The following is a 22478-nucleotide window of genomic DNA, read 5'->3' as shown; positions in this document are numbered from 1 at the left end:
CTAGATAGAATTGCGAGGTACTCGATGCGCCCAATCAAACAGATTCATGGTGATAAAGCACCGCATTGGGTCGGTGACGGATTTTTTGTGAAAACATTGATCAATTATGTCGATGACCAACCAGACTTCAATTACAGTCATACCGATCCATTTTTACTATTTGATTATGGCGAGCCGACGACGTTTGCACCAAATCCTGATTATCAGACGCAGCCACATGGCATTGGCAAACACCCTCATAAAGGTTTTGAGACCGTCACCCTCGCGTACTCAGGTGAGATCAGTCATGCTGACTCAATCGGTGGGCGTGGGGAGATTTTGGAAGGCGATGTGCAATGGATGACCGCTGGTCGCGGCATTCTACACGAAGAGTTCCATTCTGAGGCGTTTGGGCAGCGCGGTGGTGTGTTTAGTATGGTGCAAATGTGGGTCAATCTGCCAAGCGCGCACAAGCTGACTGATCCTAAATATCAATTTATCAAACGTGCTGAGATGCCTATCATAGAATTGGTGGACAGTCGCGATGCCGACTCTCAAGATAATCTTACTAAAGATGCTGTTGCTCAAAGCGCTGACAAACAAACGGTCATCGGTCAAGTTGCCATCATTGCAGGTGACTGGCATGGCGTCACAGGTAATGCGGTAACCTTTACGCCCATTAACCTATGGGATATCGCGCTGCATACCGCAGGCACAACGATACTCGAAGTACCTAGCACGCACAATACCCTGCTTCTCGTACAAGAAGGCCGAGTACTGGTCAATGGCACATCTATCAGTGCAGGCAATCTGATTCAGTTTGCAGCGCCGATTGAACCATCTGTAGATTCTCAACCTGTACCTTTATCTGATGCTGCTACCGATACTATTGAGCTCACCTATTCTACCGATAACGATGAACACACTCCTGCCAAACTACTGTTGTTAAGTGGTGAACCTATCGGTGAGCCTATCGCAGGTCACGGCCCCTTTGTAATGAATACCCAAGATGAGCTACGACAAACGTTCCGTGATTATCAAACAGGCAATTTTGGTACATAATGAAAATAGAAGCACAAAAAGCCCTCTGACTACCGATAGTCAGAGGGCTTTTATGAAGCATAATTTAGCTATTTAGTCAGCAGAACCGACAAATAAACTATTGCGCCTGATCCATAAACGGATAATCAGTGTAGCCAACCGTGCTGCCACCATAGAAGCTCTCTGGATGCTGCTCGTTGAGCGGTGCACCCTCTTGAATACGTTCAGCGAGATCAGGATTGGCAAGATAATCACGACCGAATGCTACTGCGTCGATATAACCTGCCTTGATATTTTTTTCTGCTTTGTCCGCATCATAGCCTCCCGCCGCGATGATGGTCTGATCGAACGCATCACGGACACGCTGACGGAACTCATCGCTATACGGCGTACCCCCTGCCCAGTCTGGCTCTGACAGATGCAAATACATTAGACCACGCTTGTTGATTTGCTCAATCAGCCAAATGTTATCGTCTTCTTCGTAGCCTCCCTCAACATTGTTGAACGTGCCAAGTGGTGAAATACGAATACCCACGTGATCAGCATCCCATGCCTCTGCGCAAGCATCAATCACGTCCAAGGTTAGACGCGCGCGGTTTTCGCGGCTGCCACCGTACTCATCGTCACGCTGATTGGTATGCTTGGCCCAAAACTGATGCAGCAAATAACCATGCGCGCCATGAATCTCAATACCATCAAACCCCGCTTCCTGCGCGCACTTGGTTGCATGTGCAAAGTCAGTAACCACTTGCTGAATCTCATCAAGACTGGCTGGGCGCGGCGGCGTGGCATCCGCGCGAATGGCTTGGTTGTCACTATCACGCAATGAGGTACGGATACCTACATCGACATCTGAGGGCTGAAATTGGCGCACGGCGCTCAGGTTGTACGCTTTCATGTGAGACAAGTCCTGTGTGCCATAGCTGGACGACAATCTTGCCACCTTTGGCATGGACATTGTCAACGATGGCTTTCCATGCAGTGACTTGATCTTGAGTATGTAGCCCTGGTGCGCCTGCATAGCCTTTTGCTTGAAACGATACTTGCGTCGCTTCAGTGATGACAAGGCCCGCCCCTGCACGCTGCGAGTAGTACTCTGCTGCCCATGTGATAGGGACATCGCCTGGCTCAACGGCACGCAGACGTGTCAGTGGAGCCATCATAATGCGGTTTTTTAGCGTTTGTGTGCCCATTTTTACAGGCTCAAATAAAATATCGTGTGCCATAATCTGTCCTATTGGTTATTGTCGCTATTTATGATCTTTAGTTATAGCAACCATCATTCATACTGATTATTATCGAATGCTGTTTAGAAAAACTTATAATATCATTAGTAAATCTACGTTTAGCGCCTACATTTATAGGGGATAGATTTCATTATTCCAAGCAATATTTACAAACAGATACAACAATATTCACCTATACAAATCTTCGTATTTGTTTACTACGAAGACTGTTTACTAAGCCTTAAATACTGTTCATCTGGGCCTTGTCTTTTGGCTTTAGCATTTTCTTAATTGATAGCTCTAATGACAGATATGTGCCGATTAATATCACAATCGAACCAATGATGGCTTGTATATTTAGCGCCTCGCCAAGCAATAGATAGCCCAAAATAATCGCAAAAATTGGAATGACTAACGTGATACTCGTGGCACGCGTTGGCCCAATATTTTTGATCAACTGATTCATAAAAATAAGGGCAATGGCGGTTGAAAACACACCGATACATATTACAGATACCCATGCCTTTATGCTGATCGCTTTGCCATAAGGGAACTCTGTAAAAGTCACCGGCAGCATGATAAGGCTACCGATGATGAGTGAACCTGCCGTGATCGCAACTGGCGAGACATCGTATAAGTAGTTTTTGGTGATGTTTGCGCCAAGCGCATAACCCACACAAGCGAATAGCGCGTAGCCCATCGGTAATAATCCCTCGACCAAGCCTTTACCCTGATCGCCACCACCAAATAAGCTTTCGCTCATCAATATAATCACCCCAACTACCCCAATCACCAATCCAAGCGCTTGTTTTTTGGACAGTCTGTCTTTAAAGAAGACGCGAGCGATAAAGCCGCTCATCATCGGTACGGAAGCGTTTAGTACGGCGAGTACGCCTGCATTCACTGACTGCGCAGAAAAGAAAACAACACAAATGGCAATGCAGCGGAGAATAAGCCAACCAGCGACAGCATTTTCCAGTGCTGTTTGATACCAACTCTGTTTTTCTTTTTAGCAGTACAAATACGAGCATGACCAATCCTGCAAAAATCACCCGCAAACTGGCAAATGCCAACGAACCAAATTCAGGCACGCCAACCCGATAAAACACAAAAGAGAGTGACCACATAAAAGAGAGGGTCACAAAGATGATGAGATCACGGTTGGTCATTAGGTAATCCTATTAAGTGCTTAGACTGCATTTGCCAACTCGTGTCGGTCATAACCGTCTGATATGTGGTGGAGGTTAATGTGCTAATAAGGCACTATGATGGTAAATCTATAACCACCTTGTATATTGCTTTTTATAGGTGTCATCGCACATTCTTATGGATTAACCTGTCTTATTTAAAGCCATTTCACGATGTCTAGCTTTTCTATATCTTAGATAACTGGGTAAAATACTTTATCGAGCGAAAAGCCAGTAGACGCTGCTACCCTACAATTTTTCTACTTTAGCCTATTTCAGCGCTTTATTATTTATATACTGGCAAACTCCAAAGTCACTCTTGAGTCATTACCCTCATCAGTATGTATAAGAATAGAACCTATCTTGATATCGAAGCTTTCTAACAATAAGACTCATCGATAGACAATCTTAATAATATCAAAGTATAAGCAATGCCATCTAATCAGTAGGAGGTTTCCTTAAAAATATAATAATTGATATTTGTTTGCTAATTTTTTACTATCTATTTACTATCTAAGAGGGTATTGGCTCGTATCTGGCGATACAAAAATAGATGACAAATTACACAAAAAGCTAAACTGTCAGTATGAGGGCGCTGAAGGTGCAGCGATGAGTTATAGCTTTAGGCAGGTCTCTTATAACCTGCCAGGACTTGGCAAAATGGCCACATCTAATCAAGCAAACTACAATGACCGTAATGAGATCACTGGATGGACGACCACCGTCAATGATGAGCCAGCCATTATCAGATATCGTTTGCCAAGCAATCAGCGTATCGTCAGTGATGCCTATGCGCAGTCTGGCAAAGCGGTGATGCAGTGTTATCTTAGTACCAAGTCGCAGTGGGAGATTTGTGCTGAATAAAGTTGAATGCTCTTTAGGCTTGGGTTATATCTCTGTAAACTCACTTATAGCTACGATGCTCGAGATTGCCATTTAATATTAATAGATAGTAAGTGGCAATCAAACACAGAAGCCATTCGTATTTTTTTGGATAATATGAGAAGAGAAGAATATAATAGTTTGAATTGAGACATTTTGACGTAGGTTCAATTGTACTATTGATCATTCACTGTAACTGCCTAGTTAATTGCTAATTCTCTTCTTCAAATCCCAAGAATTTAAGTCACATTCACAGTGGTAAACTTCAATACCTTGTTTTTCCAGCTCTGAATTAATAATGCGTACTCATCTTGTGAGACTGTTGCTGCTCTCGATATATTTTTATAAACATTTTTGCCTAAATATACTTCTTTTATTGAGCTTTTAGGGATAGAAAAACAGTATAGCGGTCGACCTGCTATTGTGATTTTATTGAAGTCTCCAAAACTCCTTTCCCGCTGTGATAACTAGCTTTAAGGCTTTTAACTTCTTTTACTACTCTCACCTCTTCTTCGTAAGCCCAGTCTAATGATTTATATAAAAAAGCTCTTTTGCAAGATTAAATATATTTCCTTCAAATAGAATATTTTGACCAATATCCATTAACTCATCTTCACTTATTAGATCTAAGTCATTGTGCAGTTTAGTTTTTGTATATATTACCTCACCAAGCTGATACGGAATAAAATTATCAGAAAGTGAATGCAAGTTAGCTTCTTCAACATCAATTCCAATAACAACTCCCTGATGAGAATCTCCATAATGAGCCCACATCAAAGGATTTAGTGGTTGTCTAGTTAAAGATAGAACAACGTATCCTCGAGAAAATCTATTTCTACAAGCATTTTGAGCAATTTTGGATGTTGTGAAAGAATTTGATTGTGCTTTAAAACCCAAAGCAGTACATTCGAAAGGATCATTGAAATCCTCTAGATGAGTAAAACCAATGGATGAAGTTTCAATAGCTTTCATCGCGCCTGATAATGACATGTATTTGTATAAAATCATAAAACCCCTTCTATGCTAAAAGTAGATTACTTCTGTAAGCTTAACCTTTTATATTAATTAGGTCTTGGCTACAGATCACTTTAGATCACTTTCTTAAAAAATTTTATAAACATATTAGGCTTTTCTAAATTATTCTTCTTATTACAACGACATTGAATTCTAACGCCGCATCGGTAAGAATGTCAGTGCCTATTTATAACGCTCACTCTATAAAAACTATCTGAAAGAAGGATCTATCATGAAACTACGCATCTTAAAGTCTGCGGTGACCAATCCGTGGTTCAATCTTGCCACCGAGGATTGGATATTTAATACGCTCAATCCCGACTCACACACGCTTTTCTTATGGCGCAACTCTGAGACCGTGGTCATTGGTCGCTCACAAAACCCATGGGTAGAATGCAAGACGGATAAGATGGCAGCAGACGATGTCTTTTTGGCGCGGCGTCAAAGTGGTGGCGGTGCGGTATTTCATGACTTGGGCAATACCAATTTTACTTTTTATCCCCAAAACACGCGTACGACCAAACGGCCAACTTTACCATTATCATCAATGCGCTAAAAAAACTGGGTATAGATGCCACCTTATCTGGTCGTAATGACATGCAAGTCGGCGATAGAAAAATATCAGGCAGCGCCTTCAAACACGCCGCCGATCGCAGCTTTCATCACGGGACACTGCTAGTCAATGCCAATATGCAAAAGCTTGGCGACTATCTCAATCCGCATCCCTTAAAGCTCAAAGCAAAAGGCATCAAATCGGTACGTGCGCGCGTGGCAAACTTGGTAGAGTTCAATGATGCCATCAATCATGAGACCTTGTCTGATGCGATTATCGAGGCGTTTTGTGAGTATTACGGAGAGACTGCGCCAGTTGAGCAGTTGGATGAAGCCAGCCTTTCCCAGCAGCCGGCTCTAAACGCTTACTACCAGCAGATGGCTGACTGGGATTGGCGCTTTGGCAAGACGCCTGAGTTTAGCCATCATATCGAGACGCGCTTTGATTGGGGCATGATGGATGTGCATATGGATGTCAAGCAGGCTGTGATTACGGAGGTTGTTATCTTCTCTGATGCGTTAAATATTGAGCTGATTGATTTGCTCAAAGAGACATTGACTGGTGTGAAATATAATAAGCATGAGATTCAAGATGCGCTTGCCGAGCTAGCAAAAGCGCAACCTGAACTAGCGACGCAAGTTAGTGATTTTGAAGGGTGGTTGGTTGGTGAGATGAATGCTTGAGCTTGTAGTCTGCTGATATCTTGATCTTATATGTCTTTGCATCTCACTTAGCATTTTAGAGGTAGCTATTTAAAGTTAATCCGTTAAAAAGGTGGAGTGACTCATGGAACAAATCGCCATTATTTTCTTTGCACTGAATTCTTTTTTGGGGATGGAAGACAATACTATTTCAGCCGATAAAACGACTGTGACGGTATACCCTCGACGCCAAATAATAGAAATCACTCAACAAGACTTATTTGCTATTGTCCACTCGGATACAGATGCAACCTACGTCAAACGACAGTGGGCTAGCGTATCGGCTCACTCACAGCAAGGTACTGGCTGGGCAAAAGCATTAGCGCCTTTCCCGAGTAAAACGATAACGCTAGTAACGGTTAATAACCAAGTTCAGCCACAGCTAACGCTAAGTTATAACGATGAGAAAGATTTGCGTGCGATGGGTATCTGGTATAACGCTGATAAAAATCATTTCTCTATCAACCATGTACCCCAAGATAATCTGCAAACGACAGAGGGTGAATTAATAGGAAAATATTGGGTGTTTAACGCAGATCAGCCTTTTAGCTTTACCCTTGAGCCGTTCAAAGCGCTACCTCAGGTATACCAGAATCTTAAACAACCGTTAACACAAATACTGGCTGAAGACGATGATCTAGTACAATAGCCTCTCACTAACATCGCTCTACACTTAAAGCCTTTTTCATTAAAATAATTACGATATAGTTAGATTACTATAAAATCGATACAATAAGATTCAACGTTATTTTTCGCAGCCTCTGGAGACGCAGTCACAGCAAGCAAGAAAAATAGCGTTGAATCAAATGAATTTATTGTCCTGTATTGTTTTTATTTAGACTTGACTATACTAGACTGAAAAATAAAACTAAATAAATAACGCACTAACAACCACATTTTCCAAAGCAAAAAAAGCAGCCAGATAATCTATCTTGCTGCTTTTACATTAACTCAAGCTATCTAACTTTTAGATTTCTGCCGCGACTTCAGCACCATCACGAATCGCACGTTTGGCATCTAGCTCAGCGGCGAGCTTAGCACCGCCGATGAGATGGTATTACGCGTCTGGCGCATCGCCAACGTTTGGCATCAGACTGGCGACTGACTCTTGACCTGCACAGACGACGACGCTATCGACACGGAGTAGCTGGCTTTGACCTTGAGAGTTGGTGACCCAAATACCTTCGTTGGTGATTTTGTCGTACTGCACGCCAGCGACTTGGATGACGCCGTGCGATTTGATATGCGCGCGATGTACCCAGCCCGAGGTTTTGTTGAGGCTACTACCCAGACGGCCTTTGCTACGCTGCATTAAATACACTTGGCGAATGGGCTTAATCGCTTTGGGTCTGACCAGTCCGCCATCACTTTGATAGTCAGTATCATTGGTTACACCCCATTCCTCGCGCCACTCGCTGATGGACTGCGGTTCAGGGCGATAATCTGGATCTTTTAGACCTTCAGGGCCGATCTCATCCAGCGATTGTCCGTGATTGGCAGTCAGATATTCACTAACATCAAAGCCAATACCGCCCGCACCGATGACCGCCACGGTGTTGCCCACGGCTTTTTCGCCAGAGAGCAATTCAGCGTAGCTGATCACTTGTGGCAGATCAGCCCCTTCAAGCTTACCTGCGAGACTTCTAGGTACAACGCCAGTGGCGACGATAACATGATGGAACTTGGCTTTTTCCAGCATGTCTTTATCTACAAAAGTATTGAGTTTAATCTCGACGCCTAAGTGCTCAAGTTCATTGATATAGTAGCGAATGGTTTCAAAGAACTCTTCTTTGCCCGGGATGACTTTGGCGTAGTTGAACTGTCCACCCAACACATCTTTGGCTTCAAACAAGGTCACTTCATGACCACGTAAGGCGGCGACATGAGCGGCTGACATACCAGCGACCCCGCCACCGATAACGGCGACTTTTTTCGGTTTCTTGGTTTTTTGTAGACCAGCTCAGTCTCATAACAGGCTTGTGGATTGACCAAACAAGTCGAGCGTTTGTTTTCAAACGTATGATCGAGACACGCTTGGTTACAGGCGATACAGGTATTGATACGATCTGTCTGACCGTTTTTGGCTTTGTTGACCCAGTTTGCATCCGCCAAGAATGGACGCGCCATTTGAATCACATCTGCCTGACCATCAGCGATGATTTTTTCTGCGGTATCTGGCATGTTGATGCGGTTGGCCGCCATCATCGGGATGCTGATGTGTTTTTTGATCTCAGCGGTGAAATCAACGAAAGCGGCGCGTGGTACGCTGGTGACGATCGTCGGGACACGCGCTTCATGCCAGCCGATGCCCGTATTCATGATCGTCACGCCCGCTTCTTCTAGCGCTTTTGCCACGGTGATGACTTCATCCATGACGTTGCCATCTTTGACCAAATCAATCACTGACAAGCGGAATAGGATAATAAAATCTTCACCCACGGCTTCGCGAACAGCTTTGACCACATCGACGGCAAACTTCATCCGGCCATTGATATCGCCGCCGTATTGATCACTACGCTGATTGACGTGGCGCGATAAAAACTGATTGAGTAAGTAGCCCTCAGAGCCCATGATTTCGACGCCGTCATAGCCTGCTTGTTTGGCAAGACGCGCTGAACGAGCATAGTCTTTGACTGTCTGCTCGATATTTTTTATGCTCATCTTGCGCGGTTTAAACGGCGGATTGGGGGATTTGATTGGGCTAGATGACACCGCAAAGGGTGATAGCCATAGCGACCACTGTGCAATATCTGCATGATGATTTTACTGTCATGCTTATGCACAGCACGAGTGAGGCGTTGGTGATTGATGACGTCAGCTTTGGTATTCATCGTACCGCCAGCAGGCAACAACCAACCTTCGCGATTGGGTGAGATGCCGCCTGTGATCATCATTGCCACGCCGCCTTTGGCACGTTCTGCAAAATACGCCGCCAGCTTACCATAATTATAAAAACGGTCTTCAAGCCCTGTATGCATAGAGCCCATGACCAAGCGGTTTTTTAGCGTGGTAAAACCCAAATCTAATGGCTCAAATAAATGTGGATAATATTCATTAGTGCTGGCGGAATCGATCGTATTGGCAGAACGGCTGGCGGTCATATCATTTTCCTTATGAATGGTTTTTTTGGACTATTTTTGCAGAACAGACATACTATAAGATGTAGCGTTATCAGTATCGTAACACACCGCTATTATCACTAGCTATGCAGACAAACGACTGATGAGTGAGCACTATTTAGCGACGATCAGAATACGATCGTGAAGTGTGCCAATTATCACACGAACTTGTGGCGTATCGTTAGGTTATTACGATAAAACCCGCTCCAGTGTTGACAATGTTTTTTTATAATCAGACAACTATTTTATCACTTCCTCCTCACCGCCCATTAGACTAATCGATAAACATCGACTATTCTAATTTAACACCTTTCTATGTTAAATTACGGTGCTGCGTTACCCTATTGACGCGTTATAAAAATACGATAAAGGATTATCATCATGACAGATTTTCATACTGGCCTCGGCAAAAACGCTGCCAATTATCAACCACTCACCCCTATTGATTTTATTATCCGTAGCGCTCAGGTTTATCCCGATAAGACTGCGATCATTTATGATGACCTTGCACACAACAATCTCACTCAGACATGGCAACAGACTTATACGCGCTGCCGTCAATTGGCGGATGGCTTACGCAAACTGGGTATTGATAAAAACGATACGGTCGCCGTCATGCTACCAAACACGCCAGCGATGGTCGAATGCGCCTTTGGCGTACCCATGTCAGGCGGCGTACTCTGCACGTTGAACACGCGCCTTGATATCAACGCCCTGACCTTTTGTTTGCAGCATTCAGAGGCCAAGGTGCTGATCTTGGATAGCGAGTTTGCGGAGCACGCTGAGATCATCAATGAGACCTTCCCAAACCTCATTGTCATTCACGCGACCGATCATGCTATCGATGTCGAGCCGTTTGGACAGATGAGCTATGAAGCATTGGTTGCCAGTTCAGACAGCTTGGATAATTGGGAGATGCCAGCGGATGAATGGGATGCCATTGCCCTGAACTACACCTCTGGCACAACAGGCAAACCAAAAGGCGTCGTTTATCATCATCGCGGTACTACGCTCAATGCGGTGTCGAATATTTTGGATTGGGATATGCCAAAGCATCCGACCTACTTGTGGACGTTGCCGCTGTTCCATTGTAACGGTTGGTGCTTCCCGTGGAGCATCGCTGAGCGCGCTGGGGTCAATGTCTGCTTGCGTAAGATTGATGCGGATTTGATATTGCAGCTAATTGCCAAGCATCAAGTGACCCATTACTGCTCTGCGCCCGTCGTCCATAACATGATTGCTGGCGGCAAACCTGAGTATAAGGAAGCCATTACGCATACCGTCAAAGGCTGGGTCGCTGGGGCACCGCCATCTGAAACCATGCTGGCAGCAATGGAAGCGATGGGCTTTGATATCTCTCACGTCTACGGTCTCACTGAGGTCTATGGGCCAGTGACCGTTTGCGCTGAGCAAGAAGAATGGAGTGATCTTGATGTCGCCACCCGCGCCCAAAAGAAATCACGTCAAGGCGTGACCTCACACTTAATGACAGGGTTTGAGGTATTTAAACAAGGCACGACTGAGCCAGTCGCCGCCGATGGCGAAGAGATGGGTGAGCTGGCACTACGTGGCAATATGGTGATGAAAGGCTATCTAAAAAGCCGCAAAGCCACTGAAGATGCCTTCACTGATGGCTGGTTCCGCACGGGGGATTTGGGTGTCAAATACCCTGATGGCTATATCAAAATCATGGACAGACTCAAGGATATCATCATCTCAGGCGGTGAGAACATCTCTAGTATCGAGGTCGAAAATGTCTTATACAAGCTCCCTGCCATTGAGAGCTGTGCGGTCGTCGCCGCGCCACATGATAAATGGGGCGAAGTGCCCGTCGCCTTTATCGAGATTCATGAGGGCAGCACCTTGCAACGCGATACGGTAATAGCGCATTGTAGTCAGCACTTGGCAGGCTTTAAAGTGCCCAAATATATCGTCTTTGCCGAAATCCCAAAAACCAGTACGGGTAAAGTACAAAAGTTTGAGCTACGCCAAGCAGCCAAATCGTTGGCGCACGAAACGTCAAAAGTCACTGCGAGTGCTAAGTGATCTGACAATACATTAAATCCTGTCATCAACTAACATTCATAAAAAAGGTCAATCACATATACGTGGCTGACCTTTTTAATGTTCACATTATTTAATTAGCCAATTTTTGGCTCAAACCACTGATAGACCAGCATTCCTACGACCATCGCAGGGATAAACACATACGCTTGCCACTGACCCGTCCCGAGCAAGACAATGCCTGGCCCCGGGCAAATACCCACCAGCCCCCAGCCGATACCAAACAACATGGCACCGATAATCAGTTGTTTGGTGATGACGGTTTTGCTTGGCATGTCAATGGGCGTGCCAATCCAGCTATTCTCTTGACGCTTGGCCAACAGCACACCAAAAAATGCAACGAACAACCCACCACCCATCACCAGGGCAAGGGAGATATCCCATGCGCCAAACACATCCAAGAACCCTTGTACTTTTACAGGGTCCGTCATACCTGACACCAGCAGCCCAAACCCAAACAGTAACCCTGCCAGCAATCCGATTATATTTTTTAGCATCGTCGTATCTCGCTATTATTATCTTCTATTAACTATCATATGTCGTGCGTGCTTTAGTCCTACTAGCAATCTCATGGCAATCTGCCATTGAGCATTTATAGTAGCCCTAGGACATGACGACCGATATACACGGTCACAATACCCAACAGCATAAAGGTGACGGTCGCGGCCAGTGAGCGTGGAGATAGACGTGCATTACCACAAATACCATGCCCACTGGTACAGCCTGAGCCAAGACGCGTGCCAAATCCGACCAGTAACCCTGCGGCAATTAACAGTGGCAAAGAAGTGCTAATCTCTACGTTAGGTAGCGGTCTTGCCAGCCTGTACAGCACGGGCGATATGACCAAACCCAGTATAAACAGTATCTGCCACATCTCTACACGCTTGGGTTTTAGCAAGCTTGAAAAATGCCACTGATACCCGCTATACGGCCGATACCGAGCAGCAAAATAACTGTCGCTACCCCTAGCATCAGACCACCTACTAGAGATATCGGTGTAAATGCTTGCCAGTCTATTTGTATACTCATAACGGACTACCCATTTAGGTTTATTAAGTATTTGCTTAACGTTCGATTTATATAAATACATTATATTATAAAATATAATAAAGGGTAAAAAAATACTGAGCACGTATGATGATAATAACGGCTCAGTATTTTATGATGATAAAAGCGTCTTCAGAAGTACTTATAAAGTTAGCGGTATCATTTTAAAAGGTTTCTCAATCATAACTACTGGCTTAGTACTTCATCCAGTGCGGACTCAAAACGCGTGACCGTACCATCGATATCGGTTAATTTATCCAAGCCAAACAGACCCAAACGGAACGTCTTGAAGCTGTCAGGCTCACCTACTTTTAAGGGTACGCCAGCGGCGATTTGCACACCCGCTGCCGCAAAAGCGCTGCCTTTATGCATATCATCACGATCGGTATAAGATACGACAACGCCAGGCGCTTGAAAGCCTTCAGCCGCAACGCTCTCGATGCCTTTGGCTTCTAGTACTTCACGAATACGTTTGCCAAGCGACCACTGCGCCTCACATAGCTTATCAAAACCAACCGCTTTGGCTTCATTCACCGCATCACGGAACTGGCGTAAGCTGTCTGTCGGCATCGTCGCGTGGTAGGCATGACCGCCGTTTTCGTAAGCGCGCATGATATTTAGCCATTGCTTTAGATCAATACTGAAGCTATCAGACTCTGTGCTGTCTACTTTTTGACCGCCGCCTCGCTTAGCATGACAAGACCAGCGCCTGGTGTACTGCTCCAGCCTTTTTGCGGCGCGCTGATAAGCACATCGATACCCAAGTTTTTCATGTCTAACCAGACACAGCCTGACGCGATACAGTCGATAACCAACAATCCACCGACGCTATGCACAGCCGCGCTCAACGCTTTGATATAGTCATCTGACAAAATCATGCCAGACGAAGTCTCGACGTGCGGCGCAAATACCACTGCTGGCTGCTCTTCTTTGATTTTAGCTACCGCCGTGTCGATATCCACAGGTGCAAACGGCTTTGGTAACTCGCTATCATCTGCACGATTGGCAGTGAGTACGGTAGACGATTTGGCAATTTTGCCTTTTTCTAAAATCTGCGTCCAACGATAACTAAACCAACCATTACGAATGATGAGGCAATCTTCGTCATTTGCCAGTTGACGCGCGACCGCTTCCATACCATAAGTACCAGAACCCGGTACGATCGTCACGGCATCCGCGTTGTAGACAGATTTTAGATCACTAGATAAGTCATTCATCACTTGCTGAAAGGCTTTTGACATATGGTTTAGCGCACGATCAGTGTAGACCACTGAATACTCTAATAAGCCGTTTGGATCGATATCTTGACGTAATGCAGGCATGGAACACTCCTAGTATATGATTAGATGATGACTGTTTCTTAATTTTTTGGACCTTATTTTTATACCATAATATGGGGATAGGAAATAATATAGATACTAATATCGTTAAGTACCATAGATGATTGGTATCAACCGAATACTCATATCGAACAAAAATGAAGAAGATATAGGATAGACAAGATAACCCTTTAACCCAGCGCTACTGTCTTTAATGATGAGGTCATGTGTTGTTTTGATACTTAGATTAACACACCAAGTGCAACGCTAATTAATATTATAGAACGCCTGCATAGGCGTTTTAAACCCTAATCGTTTTCTTGGTCTGTTGTTTAGTTTGTTCTCAATGTCCTGTATTTCATTATCAGAGACTTGTCTAAAGTCACAACCCTTAGGCAAGTACTCTCTGATAAGGCCATTGGTATTCTCGTTGGTTCCTCGCTGCCATGACGCATAAGCATCGGCAAAGAAGAAAGGGCTAAAGAGCTTTTGTTTCACCTTCTTATGCTGAGCAAACTCTTTACCATTGTCAGAGGTAATGGTCTTAACCTGCAACCTCACTGGCGCTAAGAGTTCTATCATTGCCTCTGATACTTGCTGTGCTGTTTTATGACCCACACGCTTCATCTTCAGCAGCCCCGTTTTACGTTCAACGAGCGTGACAATCGCTTGCTTGTGATGCTGACCGATAACGGTATCCGCTTCCCAATCTCCAATACGTGAGCGTTCTTCAACAATACAAGGGCGCTCATGAATCGAGACTCTGTCATTGATACGGCCTCGAGTCTCAGCGGTTAGACGCTGCCGGTATGGTTTTCCTTTACGTCTGAGACACTGCCACAATGTACCGCCCTGCCTCTTATCACGCCAAATATAGCGATAAATGCTCATATGACTGATACCAGCATGAACGCCAGATATTTGCTCAGGACTCCAGTTCTCTTTAAGCTTGTCTGTCACCCATGCCCAGAGGTCAGTCACAATAGTTGTGGCGTTGTTAGCCCGTCTGTCACAAGCCTTGTTATTAGCATGCTTTGCTCGGTAACCTCGTAGGCTTTTATTACGCCTAAGCTCTCTTGATATGGTACTGGGACTTCTGTTTAACACCCTCGCTATAAAATTAATACTATGTTTTGCCCCTTTAAGGGCATAAATCTGGTATCGTTCACCTAGGCTTAGATGTGTATAGCTCATGGTTGCAATCTCACTTTGGTCGGTGGATAAAAACTTTGATGCTAGCGCATCTAGGTCTTTTTCACCTTGCATTTGGTATTGCACTTCATGTGTTAATCTAAGATATCAATGCTTCAGATTCATGATATGCAAACGCACTGACTCTAATACACATTAATGAGGGCTATAAACATGGGGCGAAACTATTTCTAGTCACATTATAGTCACGACATGAGCGAGTCTCATCACCCTATGTTAAGCCAAACTGTCTTGACCCAAATCATCCATAAGATTTGATAGTAGCACTGATGCTAGAGGTTGACAACGATACGCTCAGGCACTGATATGGCTTGCGCGATTAGAGTTTTATTGGTAAGTGTTCGTTGATCGACACTGTGAGAACATCAGCGCCCGCGATGGGCATCCTGTAGCCCAGACACCACAAAATCTAGCAAATCGCTATCACCTTCGCGGGCCGCTTTACGCATGAGCTTGGATGGTGCGTGCGTCAGTGTTTGAGTCAGGCGCCGTGACAGCTCAATGAGAATATCTTCTGGACTGATATCTTTTTGTTGCAGCTTGGCAATGGACTCATGCAGTAGCTTATCTACTTGATTTTGAGTACAGGTACGATACTGCTGGATGTCTTTACCCACTTGGCGAACTTGGAAGCGACGATCTATTTCAACGACCAATTGACTGACTAAAAGTTCTGCATCGACCGCCGCTTGCCGACGCTGCTCGATGTTGCCAGCAATCACATGCTGCAAATCATCGACAGAATACAGATAGACATCATCCATACGACTGATGGTTGAGTCAATATCACGTGGTACGGCCAAATCTATCATTAGCATCGGCTGATAACGGCGACGCTTAAGCGCTTGCATGGTCATGGTTTTATCAATCAATAAATCCATGCTGCCACTACAGCTGCTGACAATATCGGCGTCTGCCAATACTTGCGGCAAATCTTGCAAGGGTCTGACGTCTATACGGCGATTGGGACTACGTAACTCAGCCGCCAATGCCTCAGCACGCTCAGGATTACGATTACAAATAATCACTCGCCCAACGCCAAGTCCTGCGATATGGGTGGCAACCAAGCGATTCATCTCACCTGCCGCGACGACCAATAGCGTACGACTCGGCAAGTCATCAAATATCTGCGTGACCAATTTGGCCGCCGCAAAACTCAGCGATACCGCTTGCGCCCCAACTTGCGTCTCGTTACGTACTCGTTTGGCAGCGGCAAATACTTGATCAACGATCCAACCGAGCTGATTGCTCAATACTTTTTGCTCTTGTGCCAAATGCACAGAGCGCTTGATTTGACCAAGTATTTGCGGCTCACCCAGTATCATAGAATCCAGCCCCGCTGCGACTCTTAGCCAGTGGGTCAATGCGTGCGTGTCGCGGTGCACATAGAGATAAGGATCGATATCTACGAGTGGCAGCTGTTTGAATTCAGCAAGCCACGTCTTAATCTTGAGGATATGAGCGCTGATCATGCTTGATGTGACATGAGCACTGCTACTAAAATCATTATGAGAGATGGCGTGATCTGTCTGCTCATTGACTGCCGAGCTTGATGAGTGTGAGTGGTGCGGGGTCAACGTATGGGGCACAAGCGCGTAGATCTCAGTTCGATTGCAAGTGGAGACAATCACACTGCCATCCGTGAAGGATTCTATTTGCTCAAGCGCGACATTCACATCGTCACCCACCAGCGCCAAGCGCTCTCGCAGAGCGACTGGTGCAGTTTTGTGATTGACCCCAATGACCACTAATCTCATTATCGATAGACCATAAACATGACGCCTAGCTGCTCACTCACGCTATCTTATTATTTTTAAAAGACAGTTTTTGACGACAGCGCTGAAAGGAAGACCCTAAAAACCGCTTATTATATCATTATTGCTGGCGTTAATTAACACTCACCCATCTATGATAGCGATATCTCTGTATCTGGTCGCAAATGTAACAAATCAACTACCGATATGATTGATAAAATCAATGGATGTATTTTGGCAAATAGTCGCTAAGATCATCATAAATCATTCGCTTAGTGTCGCCTAACTTGTTATATTTCCACAGTATTCTGATCAATATACCTATTTGTATAAAAGTCTTAGCAAGATAACTCATGCTTAAAACAAGTATTAGTCATAGCCTATCAATAGAATGATGATTGCTCAGATATGAGTAACACGGATGCTATTGTTTATACTGTTCATCCGCTCTTATAATATTTGTCATGGGTACTCTTTACCACTATTTGATTTGAAATGATTAAAATAAAATTGCCTCAGCTATGTAGGTAAACCATGGGCGAACACGACTATCTATGATGTTTTTTGGATCATTATCTAGATCACAACCTCTTTATAACGAGCAATCTAGCCTCCGCGCTTTATTGCAAGTCGTTATTGATCGTTTGTGCCAGCGTTATAAGCTAGCGTTGTCATTGGCCGTCTGTTTATGCCTTGCCGTACCTGCACATGCCAGCCATGCTGATACAGAATTGGCCGCAAAAACGCCACCAGTAGCAGTCATTACTAGCGATAACAGGGCAAATAATAATGCTACTTCTAGCACCTCTATCAGCACGACTGTTCATAAAAACAGCCAAATGACAGATAGCGTAACCAACATTGATGGTCTAGCGCCAGCCAGCCTATGGCAGCCTGAACTCAACGAACCCAGTTTATATGCTCTATTAGATGCAGAGTTTGCTGCGGATCGTGATGACAAACAACGTGCGATGACGATCTATAAGCAACAATCTTTTAAAGAAGATGCCACAGCGGTATTTGAGAGGGCGCTAACTCTATCATTGCGTAATGAAAGGGTTGAGGATTCATTAGCCTTTGCGAAATCATGGCAAGACCAGAATCCTGATCATGTACCTGCTTGGTTTTATGTGGCGCATTTGGCACTACGGGCACACGACTATATCTTAGCTGGCGAGACCTTAAACCGCATCTTGCGTTACGATCCGCGTGCAGATTTGAGCGAAATCCTTATCGGTATTTATCCCAATAATGACGATGACAAACGCGAGCTGCTTGCCGCTTTGCAGCCACTAGATAGTGAGCAAAATGCTTCACTGTCCGTATTAAAAGCTGGTTTACTTTACCAATTTAATGAGCCCGAAATCGCTATCGTGCATATCAACCGTGCGCTAGAGCGCCAGCCTGATTATGTGCCTTTTATCACCCTAAAGGCTGACATCTTGCGCAAAATCGTCACCTCTGAAACTGTGGTCAACTATATAAGCCAAGCACGCTTGCGCAATCCCTGATAGCAAAAGTTTGTACCTGTACGAGATTCGCTACTTATTAGACTTAAAACAAAGCGAGCAAGCTTGGAAACTATTGCTCGAAGCCCACAGCCGCTTTAACGACGATGCTGAGATTACCTTGTTAGCAGCACTAGTGAGCTTGGATATCGAAGAATATGCGAGTGCGGATGATCTACTCAATATGCTTGCCAAAAACCCCGCTTACCTTGACCAAGCTTATTACTATCTCGGTATCAGTGCTGAGCGCCAGCAGCAGTTTGATAAAGCCAAATACTATCTCAATGCCGTGATGCAAGAAGACTTAGTATTAGAAGCACGTCGAAAAGTGGTCGCATATGAATTGCTCAATGACGACGTCGACGCCGCCATTGCTACTTTAGAAAAGCTACGCAAAGACTTTACGGTGTTCGCCCCTGACACCTTTGTGATGCAAGCCGATATTTTGTGGCAGCAAAATGAATCAGAAGAAGCCTTACGTCTATTGACGCGGGCCGCTCGTAAATATCCTGATAATGAGATGTTACTCTTTGCCCGTGTCCAACTGTTAGATGACAAAAGCGACTATGTCGTCAAACGTACACTCCTTAATCATTTGCAGGCGCTCGATCCTACCAATTTATCCCTATCAGCTCAGTTATGCACAGTTGCTATTGGCCAACGAGCGTAGCTCTGAGCAAGGTCTGGCACTCGCCACAGCAATTATCCAGATTCGCTATGATGATCCGCGCTACGATAATGACCTTCATCTACAGGCCCTAAACGTACTGGCGGGTAATGCACTGGCCAAAGAAAACTATAAGCAAGTCATCGATTATCTGCAAACGCCTTACGATGTGCTCCCAACCCTGCGCTCAGGCACTCTATTACTGCGTGCTTATCAAGGTCTTGGCAATAACGAAAAAGTCGAAGCACTACTCGCAGATTTGCAACAGCGCTTCTCCTTTGGACAACACAATATCAATGACAGCATACAGCTATATTGATAGTGGTTTTTCAAAATAACTGTTGCGGCATGATGCCATTAGGCTTGACACGTCACAAAGCACTTATCAATTACAAGGGACGTATAAGAAGCTAACAGCCGTGCATAACTGAGCAACAAATAGCCCTTAAGCTAATATCTTTGTTAACCTGTCCATTTTCCCATTTTGAGAGCACATTATGTCAGCATCAACGATGTCTTATAAACCAAATAAACTGGCTTTGCTTACTGCGATAGCGACTACAATGGTTATTACCTCTGGCTGTCAGTCACTAAAAACAGCCAACGCGACCAATCAACCAACCACGATGCAAGCTCAAAACGCAGATCAGCCCAAAAAGCTAGAGAGCTTTAATATCACGGGTAAAATTGGGGTGACCATACCTGCTAATGACACCTCAGGTACCCAAGGTGGTAGTGCGTTTTATGCATGGGGACAAGAAAACGATCGTTTTGCTATTGAACTCATCGGCGCGCTTGGTATTGGTAAAACCAACATCGAGTACAATGGTCAAACCGCGACGCTAGTCAGTGAAAAGACAGGTACATTGACCGCTGATGACCCTGAGGAACTATTACAAAAAGCCACTGGCTGGCAAGCGCCTATCTCGCAAATGCCTTACTGGATTTTTGGTCGCCCCGCGCCCTCAGATAGCGCTCCGCAGCTAGATGCTCAAAACCGATTGATCAGCTCAGTCAATGGCGACTGGAGTGCCAGCTTTACTTATAAAGGGAATGACAAGCTCCCTAGTAAAATCAGCGCTGTACAACCACAGGGCAATAAAGTGGTGATGACGATTAATCACTAGTCCGTCATTACTAGTGTATCACCACTGAAAAATCAGCCCCTATTGCTCATTACCATAGTCGTTTATGTCCGTACTTTATGATGAAAAACATGATTGAAAACATAGCCGAAGCATCTGACTCTACTGTTACGCGTTTATCCCCTGCAAAAATCAATCTATTTTTGCATATTACAGGCAAGCGTGCTGATGGTTATCATAATTTGCAAACGGTGTTTCGCCTGCTCGATTGGGGCGATTATTTGCATTTTTCACTCATGGATGATGTTGTGATACAAACGGCTGATAATAAAGCAGATGCCAACACGCTCTGTCATCAGCTATTAGTATTAGCTGGTGCAGAGGCGATAACTGCCAATATAGAAGACAACTTAATCTTCAAAGCGGCGCGCGCATTGCTCGCGTTTGCCATACAGTCAAACACGCTGCCCGAGCAGTTAGCACCAATTACTATCAGGTTAGACAAGCATTTGCCTATGGGCGCAGGGATTGGGTGGTGGCTCATCCAATGCCGCAACGACTATGCTGGCACTTAATGAGCTTTGGCAGCTTAACGTTACTTGTGATGCGCTGATAAAAATCGGTGCAAAGGTAGGTGCAGACGTGCCAATCTTTATCTTTGGTCAAGATGCCATTGCCATGGGTATTGGCGAGCAATTAACTGCCATCAATTTACCTGACCAGCAGTATTTAGTCTTAACGCCTGAGGCGCATATCAATACCGCTACCCTATTTGCTCATCCTAAGCTACATCGAGATATCACCCCTCTATCGATTAAAACCATCAAAAACCAGTCCAATGATTATGTTCAAAATTTGAATACGCCCTATCATAATGTCTTTACACCAGTAGTGACAAGCTTCGCTCCTGCTGTTGCAGAGGCTTTAGATTACTTAAAAGGGTTAGAATCGCAAGCACTGGGTACAGCACGCATGACTGGCTCTGGTAGCGCGGTATTCTTGCCGTTAGATGCGAGTATTGCCTCTGATAAAGCGCTGTTGGTAACATGGATTGAAAGTGCGCCTTGTTCGGGGGTATGTGGTGGGGAGTTTGTAACGTGAATGCTTTATATCTAAAAAAATGCTCAATAACAAGTATGGTTTTTGTTTGCTTATCATTAAGTCTAACTGGGTGTACATCGCTACCTAAGTCTTATGATGAACCTAATTCCAAGCGTTTGTCTGATAATGTAATTTTACCACCGCAGCTAGGAATTGAATTACAAGCTAACTCTCAGAATATATCTACTTCTGAGCAGCACCGTAAAACCAGTTCACCTGCTGAACTATTTACTTACGCACCGGCTCTTTCAATGCGCGAAATCAATTTTGTTTTGAAAGGCAAATACGTTATAAAAGATAACTGCTTATACTTTGTTCAGAACGATGATAAGTATCTTAGTCCTATTTTTTATCCCGATAGAGCCATTCTTTTGAGAATGAACAAGCCATTTCTGTAAATGGAACCAAAGTTAAGCTCGGTGAGGAGGTTGTCACTAGCGGTATAATTAAAGAGCGTATAGGTAGTTACTATTTACGAAAAGGTGATATTGTCATTGAAGACCCAGAGAATACAGCTTGTTTGACGGAACCTGCAATATTTATGAGTGGTAGAGTGGTCAATCCTCTCGTACAAAAGTAACTCGCACAGCATTAGCTTACGATTGACAGGCTTAATAAAAAGACCCCTATTCACTACAATAGTAGCGATGCAACTCAGGCTAATTCACTTAGTTTCGAATAAATCCCAGAAAAAGGCGCAAATGACTTGCAAAATCTGAAAATTTACTTATAATAGGTCGCCACAATAGGGGTATAGCCAAGTTGGTAAGGCATCAGGTTTTGATCCTGACATCCGTTGGTTCGAGTCCAGCTACCCCTGCCATTTTTTAGTACGAAGCGTTAGACATACATTGAGTATAAGCGGTTTATACATAACCTCTTATGCTATTGTCATTGACAACGTTATCCCAGTTTCGGTATAGTTCGCAATGAACACCGCTAGGGAAAGGTTATGTTTTAGGCGGCTCAATCGTTTATAACATAACTGACAGGTCATGACACCATTCTAAGAATGACGA

The 22478-nt window shown here is 44.5% G+C and carries 19 protein-coding genes, 1 tRNA gene and 4 pseudogenes; 13 read left to right on the top strand and 11 right to left on the bottom strand.

Going from position 1 to position 22478, the window contains the following annotated elements; all coding sequences use genetic code 11:
- Nucleotides 1-24: 24 nt before the first annotated feature.
- Nucleotides 25-1041 (top strand): pirin family protein, encoded by a 1017-nt coding sequence (locus PKHYL_RS01305; RefSeq protein WP_240365787.1) that lies wholly within the window; start codon nucleotides 25-27, stop codon nucleotides 1039-1041.
- A 97-nt stretch (nucleotides 1042-1138) separates the two neighbouring features.
- Here the strand turns inward: PKHYL_RS01305 and PKHYL_RS01300 are convergent, their stop codons facing one another.
- The 4 genes from PKHYL_RS01300 to PKHYL_RS01290 all read right to left on the bottom strand — a co-directional run bounded on the left by PKHYL_RS01300 (nucleotide 1139) and on the right by PKHYL_RS01290 (nucleotide 3415).
- Nucleotides 1139-1918, bottom strand: a complete 780-nt coding sequence (locus PKHYL_RS01300) for an oxidoreductase (RefSeq protein ID WP_269778213.1) — start codon at nucleotides 1916-1918, stop codon at nucleotides 1139-1141.
- Entirely contained in the window at nucleotides 1839-2246 is a 408-nt protein-coding gene (locus PKHYL_RS17010) for an oxidoreductase (protein WP_269778212.1), read from the bottom strand. The genes PKHYL_RS01300 and PKHYL_RS17010 overlap by 80 nt, the downstream gene beginning before the upstream one ends.
- 241 nt (nucleotides 2247-2487) lie before the next feature.
- Nucleotides 2488-3150 carry a DMT family transporter gene (locus PKHYL_RS01295; protein ID WP_240365786.1) on the bottom strand — a complete coding sequence of 221 codons (663 nt, stop codon included), beginning with the start codon at nucleotides 3148-3150 and terminating at the stop codon, nucleotides 2488-2490.
- Nucleotides 3074-3415, bottom strand: coding sequence for an EamA family transporter (locus PKHYL_RS01290; protein WP_240365785.1), 342 nt, complete (start codon nucleotides 3413-3415; stop codon nucleotides 3074-3076). Before PKHYL_RS01290 ends, PKHYL_RS01295 begins: the two co-directional genes overlap by 77 nt.
- A 627-nt stretch (nucleotides 3416-4042) precedes the next feature.
- Between PKHYL_RS01290 and PKHYL_RS01285 the strand changes: the two genes are divergently transcribed.
- Nucleotides 4043-4297, top strand: a complete 255-nt coding sequence (locus PKHYL_RS01285; RefSeq protein WP_071002476.1) for a hypothetical protein — start codon at nucleotides 4043-4045, stop codon at nucleotides 4295-4297.
- Nucleotides 4298-4840: 543 nt separating this feature from the next.
- On the opposite strand, the gene PKHYL_RS01280 is transcribed toward PKHYL_RS01285, so the two are convergent.
- Nucleotides 4841-5287 carry a DUF2971 domain-containing protein gene (locus tag PKHYL_RS01280; protein ID WP_240365784.1) on the bottom strand — a complete coding sequence of 149 codons (447 nt, stop codon included), beginning with the start codon at nucleotides 5285-5287 and terminating at the stop codon, nucleotides 4841-4843.
- A gap of 274 nt (nucleotides 5288-5561) precedes the next feature.
- On the opposite strand from PKHYL_RS01280, the pseudogene PKHYL_RS01270 reads away from it, so the two are divergent.
- Nucleotides 5562-6565: pseudogene (locus tag PKHYL_RS01270) on the top strand (lipoate--protein ligase).
- Between the two features lie 103 nt (nucleotides 6566-6668).
- Nucleotides 6669-7232: a hypothetical protein gene (locus PKHYL_RS01265; protein WP_071002480.1), complete on the top strand. Its 564-nt coding sequence runs from the start codon at nucleotides 6669-6671 to the stop codon at nucleotides 7230-7232.
- A gap of 318 nt (nucleotides 7233-7550) precedes the next feature.
- Here the strand turns inward: PKHYL_RS01265 and PKHYL_RS01260 are convergent.
- Nucleotides 7551-9684, bottom strand: a pseudogene (locus PKHYL_RS01260) (FAD-dependent oxidoreductase).
- A 399-nt stretch (nucleotides 9685-10083) separates the two neighbouring features.
- Between PKHYL_RS01260 and PKHYL_RS01255 the strand changes: the two are divergent.
- Nucleotides 10084-11748, top strand: a complete 1665-nt coding sequence (locus PKHYL_RS01255; RefSeq protein ID WP_240365782.1) for an AMP-binding protein — start codon at nucleotides 10084-10086, stop codon at nucleotides 11746-11748.
- A 95-nt stretch (nucleotides 11749-11843) separates the two neighbouring features.
- On the opposite strand, the gene PKHYL_RS01250 is transcribed toward PKHYL_RS01255, so the two are convergent.
- From PKHYL_RS01250 to hemA, 5 genes and pseudogenes are all read right to left on the bottom strand, one after another.
- On the bottom strand, nucleotides 11844-12263 hold the full coding sequence (locus PKHYL_RS01250) for a DUF6691 family protein (protein WP_071002483.1): 420 nt from the start codon (nucleotides 12261-12263) through the stop codon (nucleotides 11844-11846).
- A gap of 95 nt (nucleotides 12264-12358) precedes the next feature.
- Nucleotides 12359-12795 (bottom strand): annotated as a pseudogene (locus PKHYL_RS01245) (YeeE/YedE family protein).
- A gap of 204 nt (nucleotides 12796-12999) precedes the next feature.
- Nucleotides 13000-14135: pseudogene (locus tag PKHYL_RS01240) on the bottom strand (aminotransferase class V-fold PLP-dependent enzyme).
- Between the two features lie 264 nt (nucleotides 14136-14399).
- Nucleotides 14400-15326, bottom strand: a complete 927-nt coding sequence (locus PKHYL_RS01235; protein WP_025643743.1) for an IS30 family transposase — start codon at nucleotides 15324-15326, stop codon at nucleotides 14400-14402.
- Between the two features lie 383 nt (nucleotides 15327-15709).
- The gene (hemA, locus tag PKHYL_RS01230) at nucleotides 15710-17101 is read right to left on the bottom strand and encodes a glutamyl-tRNA reductase (protein WP_071002488.1); all 1392 of its coding nucleotides are present in this window, start codon (nucleotides 17099-17101) and stop codon (nucleotides 15710-15712) included.
- A 551-nt stretch (nucleotides 17102-17652) separates the two neighbouring features.
- Here hemA and PKHYL_RS01225 point away from each other — a divergent pair.
- The 8 genes from PKHYL_RS01225 to PKHYL_RS01190 all read left to right on the top strand — a co-directional run bounded on the left by PKHYL_RS01225 (nucleotide 17653) and on the right by PKHYL_RS01190 (nucleotide 22282).
- A complete protein-coding gene (locus tag PKHYL_RS01225; protein WP_240365780.1) occupies nucleotides 17653-18609 on the top strand; it encodes a tetratricopeptide repeat protein in 957 nt (318 codons plus the stop codon).
- 10 nt (nucleotides 18610-18619) lie between these two features.
- Nucleotides 18620-19276 carry a tetratricopeptide repeat protein gene (locus PKHYL_RS01220; protein ID WP_240365779.1) on the top strand — a complete coding sequence of 219 codons (657 nt, stop codon included), beginning with the start codon at nucleotides 18620-18622 and terminating at the stop codon, nucleotides 19274-19276.
- Nucleotides 19260-19592 carry a hypothetical protein gene (locus PKHYL_RS01215; RefSeq protein WP_240365778.1) on the top strand — a complete coding sequence of 111 codons (333 nt, stop codon included), beginning with the start codon at nucleotides 19260-19262 and terminating at the stop codon, nucleotides 19590-19592. Before PKHYL_RS01220 ends, PKHYL_RS01215 begins: the two co-directional genes overlap by 17 nt.
- A 178-nt stretch (nucleotides 19593-19770) precedes the next feature.
- Nucleotides 19771-20400: a lipoprotein insertase outer membrane protein LolB gene (gene lolB, locus PKHYL_RS01210; RefSeq protein WP_071002491.1), complete on the top strand. Its 630-nt coding sequence runs from the start codon at nucleotides 19771-19773 to the stop codon at nucleotides 20398-20400.
- Nucleotides 20401-20489: 89 nt separating this feature from the next.
- Nucleotides 20490-20933: a 4-(cytidine 5'-diphospho)-2-C-methyl-D-erythritol kinase gene (locus PKHYL_RS01205; RefSeq protein ID WP_240365777.1), complete on the top strand. Its 444-nt coding sequence runs from the start codon at nucleotides 20490-20492 to the stop codon at nucleotides 20931-20933.
- A complete protein-coding gene (locus PKHYL_RS01200; RefSeq protein WP_240365776.1) occupies nucleotides 20887-21459 on the top strand; it encodes a 4-(cytidine 5'-diphospho)-2-C-methyl-D-erythritol kinase in 573 nt (190 codons plus the stop codon). The genes PKHYL_RS01205 and PKHYL_RS01200 overlap by 47 nt, the downstream gene beginning before the upstream one ends.
- Nucleotides 21456-21857, top strand: coding sequence for a hypothetical protein (locus tag PKHYL_RS01195; protein WP_240365775.1), 402 nt, complete (start codon nucleotides 21456-21458; stop codon nucleotides 21855-21857). The genes PKHYL_RS01200 and PKHYL_RS01195 overlap by 4 nt, the downstream gene beginning before the upstream one ends.
- Nucleotides 21858-22206: 349 nt before the next feature.
- A tRNA-Gln gene (locus PKHYL_RS01190) sits at nucleotides 22207-22282 on the top strand.
- The last annotated feature ends 196 nt before the right edge of the window (nucleotides 22283-22478 follow it).

This window comes from Psychrobacter sp. KH172YL61 (assembly GCF_007182895.1).
Classification (GTDB): Bacteria; Pseudomonadota; Gammaproteobacteria; order Pseudomonadales; family Moraxellaceae; genus Psychrobacter; species Psychrobacter pacificensis.
The sequence above is the reverse complement of the archived record's forward strand: the minus strand, read 5'-3'. Positions and strand labels throughout refer to the sequence as shown.